Origin of the sequence: Candidatus Pseudoscillospira sp. SGI.172, assembly GCF_050313575.1 — a bacterium.
In the GTDB taxonomy this organism is placed as follows: domain Bacteria; phylum Bacillota; class Clostridia; order Oscillospirales; family Oscillospiraceae; genus Vermiculatibacterium.
Map to the genome: position 1 here is coordinate 1 of NZ_JBNPLQ010000057.1, position 5,956 is coordinate 5,956.

The window sequence follows — 5,956 nt, forward strand, 5'->3', positions numbered from 1 at the left end:
CTGAAAGAAAATTCCGAACGGCCGAAAAAAGTGCTTGACAAACGAGCTGAGCTGTGATAAGATATCAAAGTTCGCTTCGAAAGTCAAAAACGAAGAAACGGCCGGTTCTGAAAGAAATTTCAGAAAAGACGAAAAAAGTTCTTGACAAAGCAAACGAGCTATGATATAATTGAAAAGCCCGTTGGCGAGCGAAACAGCGAGCGGCGTGCACCTTGTAAATTAAACAACGTGAAGAAGCTTATACAAGCACCAGATAAGGACTAAAAGTCCTTTACAAGTTCAAAAGACTTGTGAAGGCTCAAGTTTGGATTTCTTTGAAGCTATGATTATTAGTTTCGATGAAATGAGTTGATTTGAACGGCTGCGAGGCTGTTTAGATACCATTTTATTGAGAGTTTGATCCTGGCTCAGGATGAACGCTGGCGGCGTGCTTAACACATGCAAGTCGAACGGAGAGCCAATGACGGAGTTTTCGGACAACGGATTTGGTTTCTTAGTGGCGGACGGGTGAGTAACGCGTGAGCAACCTGCCTTGGAGTGGGGAATAACAGCTGGAAACAGTTGCTAATACCGCATAATGCAGCGAGGGGACATCCTCTTGCTGCCAAAGATTTATCGCTCTGAGATGGACTCGCGTCTGATTAGCTGGTTGGCGGGGTAACGGCCCACCAAGGCGACGATCAGTAGCCGGACTGAGAGGTTGACCGGCCACATTGGGACTGAGATACGGCCCAGACTCCTACGGGAGGCAGCAGTGGGGAATATTGGGCAATGGGCGAAAGCCTGACCCAGCAACGCCGCGTGAAGGAAGAAGGCCCTCGGGTTGTAAACTTCTTTTATCAGGGACGAAACAAATGACGGTACCTGATGAATAAGCCACGGCTAACTACGTGCCAGCAGCCGCGGTAATACGTAGGTGGCAAGCGTTATCCGGATTTACTGGGTGTAAAGGGCGTGTAGGCGGGCCTGCAAGTCAGGTGTGAAATTCCAGGGCTCAACCCTGGAACTGCACTTGAAACTGTGGGTCTTGAGTGATGGAGAGGCAGGCGGAATTCCGTGTGTAGCGGTGAAATGCGTAGATATACGGAGGAACACCAGTGGCGAAGGCGGCCTGCTGGACATTAACTGACGCTGAGGCGCGAAAGCGTGGGGAGCAAACAGGATTAGATACCCTGGTAGTCCACGCTGTAAACGATGGATACTAGGTGTGGGGGGTCTGACCCCCTCCGTGCCGCAGTTAACACAATAAGTATCCCACCTGGGGAGTACGATCGCAAGGTTGAAACTCAAAGGAATTGACGGGGGCCCGCACAAGCGGTGGAGTATGTGGTTTAATTCGAAGCAACGCGAAGAACCTTACCAGGGCTTGACATCCTACTAACGAAGCAGAGATGCATTAGGTGCCCTTCGGGGAAAGTAGAGACAGGTGGTGCATGGTTGTCGTCAGCTCGTGTCGTGAGATGTTGGGTTAAGTCCCGCAACGAGCGCAACCCTTATTGCTAGTTGCTACGCAAGAGCACTCTAGCGAGACTGCCGTTGACAAAACGGAGGAAGGTGGGGACGACGTCAAATCATCATGCCCCTTATGTCCTGGGCCACACACGTACTACAATGGCGGTCAACAGAGGGAAGCAATACCGCGAGGTGGAGCGAATCCCTAAAAGCCGTCCCAGTTCGGATTGCAGGCTGAAACCCGCCTGCATGAAGTTGGAATCGCTAGTAATCGCGGATCAGCATGCCGCGGTGAATACGTTCCCGGGCCTTGTACACACCGCCCGTCACACCATGAGAGTCGGGAACACCCGAAGTCCGTAGCCTAACCGCAAGGGGGGCGCGGCCGAAGGTGGGTTCGATAATTGGGGTGAAGTCGTAACAAGGTAGCCGTATCGGAAGGTGCGGCTGGATCACCTCCTTTCTAAGGAGACTTCAGGAGACGGAACATTCTTCTGTAACGTCCTAAGGTCAGACCTTTCCGGAGCTTAAGAGTGACTTCACGTTGTTTAATTTAGAGGGCGCACGATACGGGGGTTTAGCTCAGCTGGTAGAGCACCTGCTTTGCAAGCAGGGGGTCACCGGTTCGAGTCCGGTAACCTCCACCAAATGGGCCAATAGCTCAGCTGGCTAGAGCACACGACTGATAATCGTGAGGTCGGTGGTTCGAGTCCACTTTGGCCCACCACCTGTTTTCTCCTGAAAGAGGAAGCGGGCAAAGAGAACTTCAACAGAATCATCCTTCCGAACGAAGTTTGAAGTCAGATGCAAGCATTCAATGCTTGAGTGTTTGCATCTGGTTTCAACGAGAGTTGAGACTGGAAGGGACGCACCTTGAAAACTGAACAATGTAGATTGAAAGTATGATAAGCAAGCAACAGAGGGCAATAAAGCAAAAATGTTGTGGAATGTATATTGAATGGCGAAAGCTGTTTAGTAGGGTAACGACAATAATAAGCCAAATTGACAAACTTCTGTGAAGCCTGCATAATTCATGATCATGAGAACAGCTTTAAAACAAAGGTTGTTCTACAAGGTCAAGCTGATAAGAGCGCAAGGGGAATGCCTTGGCATCAGGAGCCGATGAAGGACGCGACAAGCTGCGATAAGCTTCGGGGAGCTGCACATAAGCATTGATCCGGAGATTTCCGAATGGGGAAACCCGGCAGAGCAATACTCTGTCAACGTGCATTGAATCAAATAGGTGTACGTGGGGAACCGCCTGAACTGAAACATCTAAGTAGGGCGAGGAAGAGAAATCAACAGAGATTCCGCTAGTAGTGGCGAGCGAACGCGGAAGAGGCCAAACCAGAGGATTTATTCTCTGGGGTTGCGGACCGGCACAACGGAGCAATAGGTTAGTCGAATGGTATGGGAAGGCCAGCCACAGCGGGTGAGAGCCCCGTAGACGAAAGCCGAATTGCTTCAGCCGAGTTCCAGAGTACCGCGAGACACGTGAAACCTCGTGGGAAACTGGGGGGACCACCCTCCAAGCCTAAATACTACCTGATGACCGATAGAGGAGCAGTACCGTGAGGGAAAGGTGAAAAGGACCCCGGGAGGGGAGTGAAATAGAACCTGAAACCTTGTGCTTACAAGCACTCAAAGCCCGTTAATGGGTGATGAGGTACCTTTTGTAGAATGGTCCGGCGAGTTATAGTTACTGGCAAGCTTAAGGTACTCAGTACCGGAGGCGTAGGGAGACCGAGTGTGAACAGCGCGTATGAAGTCAGTAGCCATAGACCCGAAACCGGGTGACCTATCCATGGGCAGGTTGAAGGTGAGGTAAAACTCACTGGAGGACCGAACACACGTTCGTTGCAATGACCGGTGATGACCTGTGGATAGCGGTGAAATTCCAATCGAACCCGGAGATAGCTGGTTCTCCCCGAAATAGCTTTAGGGCTAGCGTTGATTTAGATTCGCGGGGGTAAAGCACTGAATGGGCTAGGGGGCGATAAGCTTACTGAACCCTATCAAACTAAGAATACCGCAGAATTGATGATCGGCAGTCAGACTGTGTGAGATAAGTCTCATAGTCAAAAGGGAAACAGCCCAGACCCACAGCTAAGGTCCCAAATAGATACTAAGTGGAAAACGATGTGAAACTGCGAAAACAACCAGGATGTTGGCTTAGAAGCAGCCACTCATTCAAAGAGTGCGTAATAGCTCACTGGTCGAGTGGTTTTGCGCGGAAAATATAACGGGGCTAAGTATCTAACCGAAGCTTGGGCTTGCCGCAAGGCAGGGGTAGGGGAGCGTCGAATACGGGGTGAAGTCGCAGCGGAAGCAGCGGTGGACTGTATTCGAGTGAGAATGCCGGAATGAGTAGCGAGAATTATGTGGGAATCATAATGGCCGAAAATCTAAGGTTTCTTGGGGAAGGTTCGTCCGCCCAAGGTAAGCCGGGAGCTAAGGCGAGGCCGAAAGGCGTAGCCGATGCACATACGGTTGAAATTCCGTAGCCGCCGAAACTTAAGCACGTTGACACTTTGGAATAGAGGAACCCGGGCGTTGGTTGACCCGGGCGTAAGGGACCGAACTTCAGTAGGGAAGTCCTCGATGTCCAGAGGCGAGAAAAGGCGTGAGGTATGCTAAGGCGCCCGTACCGCAAACCGACACAGGTAGATGAGGAGAGAATCCTAAGGCCAACGGGAGAAGGGTTGTTAAGGAACTCGGCAAAATGACCCCGTAACTTCGGGAGAAGGGGAGCCCCCTAAGGGGGGCCGCAGTGAATAGGCCCAAGCGACTGTTTACCAAAAACACAGGTCTATGCTAAATCGAAAGATGACGTATATGGGCTGACGCCTGCCCGGTGCTGGAAGGTTAAGAGGAGATGTTAGGGGCAACCCGAAGCATTGAATTGAAGCCCCAGTAAACGGCGGCCGTAACTATAACGGTCCTAAGGTAGCGAAATTCCTTGTCAGGTAAGTTCTGACCCGCACGAATGGCGTAACGATTTGGGCACTGTCTCAACAGCCCGCCCGGCGAAATTGTTGTACTGGTGAAGAAGCCAGTTACCCGCAACTAGACGGAAAGACCCCATGGAGCTTTACTGTAGCTTAATACTGGAAATCGGTAATCCATGTACAGGATAGGTGGGAGACTTGGAAGTCAGGGCGTCAGCTTTGATGGAGTCACCCTTGGGATACCACCCTTGGATTGCTGGTTTTCTAACCTGCGGCCGTGAATCCGGTCGGGGGACACTGTTAGGTGGGCAGTTTGACTGGGGCGGTCGCCTCCTAAAAGGTAACGGAGGCGCTCAAAGGTTGGCTCAGCACGGACGGAAATCGTGCAATGAGTGTAAACGTATAAGCCAGCCTAACTGCGAGACTGACAAGTCGAGCAGTAACGAAAGTTGGAGTTAGTGATCCGGCGGTACGCACGTGGAAGTGCCGTCGCTCAACGGATAAAAGCTACCCTGGGGATAACAGGCTGATCTCCCCCAAGCGTCCACAGCGACGGGGAGGTTTGGCACCTCGATGTCGGCTCGTCGCATCCTGGGGCTGTATTCGGTCCCAAGGGTTTGGCTGTTCGCCAATTAAAGCGGCACGCGAGCTGGGTTCAGAACGTCGTGAGACAGTTCGGTCCCTATCTGTTGCGGGCGTAAGAGATTTGAAGGGAGCTGTCCTTAGTACGAGAGGACCGGGATGGACGCACCGCTGGTGCACCAGTTGGCCTGCCAAGGCCATGGCTGGGTAGCTACGTGCGGACGAGATAAACGCTGAAGGCATCTAAGCGTGAAACTCCCCCTAAGATGAGATCTCTCACTCTTTAAGAGGTAAGGCTCGATGTAGACTACATCGTTGATAGGCCGGAGGTGGAAGTGCAGTAATGCATGCAGCTGACCGGTACTAATCAGCCGAGGGCTTGACCTTAACATGAAATGCAGGCGGCTTGCTTGTTGGACAGGAAATCTACATTGTTCGGTTTTGAGGGTGTGTTCTTGGCACTCCCCTTCTGAGGGAAGAGGCGGGGAAGAGAAGTTTGTGAAGGCTTCTTTTGATACCGTTCTTCTCGAAGAAAAGTATGCGCCTTTAGCTCAGTTGGTAGAGCAACTGACTCTTAATCAGTGGGTCCCCGGTTCGAGTCCGTGAAGGCGCACCATGGCCCGTTGGTCAAGTGGTTAAGACAGCGGCCTCTCACGCCGTTAACATCGGTTCGAATCCGGTACGGGTCACCATTTCCTTTCTTTTGGAAGAAGAAGGAAGCGGAGAGGACTTTGATAAAAGTTCTTGACAAGTGAGGAACAACTGAATATAATACTTACTGTTGTGAAGAACGGTAAGGAGAAGAAAGTTCATGGAAGTTTCTTTTGCTTACTTTTCTTTCCAAGGAAAAGTAAGTTGGTGTCGATTGCGGTGAGGGTCCACCCGTTCCCATTCCGAACACGGAAGTTAAGCTCATCTGCGCCGAAGATACTTGCTTGGTAACGAGCCGGGAAAATAGGTGGCGCCAACACAAA

At 51.4% G+C, this 5,956-nt stretch carries 4 tRNA genes and 3 rRNA genes; all 7 read left to right on the forward strand.

Annotated elements, in window-relative coordinates:
• Positions 1–384: 384 nt before the first annotated feature.
• Positions 385–1,915 (forward strand): 16S ribosomal RNA (locus ACQRD3_RS13230).
• 108 nt (positions 1,916–2,023) lie between these two features.
• Positions 2,024–2,099 (forward strand) — tRNA-Ala (locus ACQRD3_RS13235).
• A gap of 3 nt (positions 2,100–2,102) precedes the next feature.
• Positions 2,103–2,179 (forward strand) — tRNA-Ile (locus ACQRD3_RS13240).
• A gap of 347 nt (positions 2,180–2,526) precedes the next feature.
• Positions 2,527–5,369, forward strand: a 23S ribosomal RNA gene (locus ACQRD3_RS13245).
• 153 nt (positions 5,370–5,522) lie between these two features.
• Positions 5,523–5,598, forward strand: a tRNA-Lys gene (locus ACQRD3_RS13250).
• Between the two features lies 1 nt (position 5,599).
• Positions 5,600–5,674 (forward strand) — tRNA-Glu (locus ACQRD3_RS13255).
• A gap of 162 nt (positions 5,675–5,836) precedes the next feature.
• A 5S ribosomal RNA gene (gene rrf, locus ACQRD3_RS13260) occupies positions 5,837–5,952 on the forward strand.
• The 16S, 23S and 5S rRNA genes sit together here with 4 tRNA genes alongside, the layout of an rRNA operon.
• Positions 5,953–5,956 lie beyond the last annotated feature (4 nt).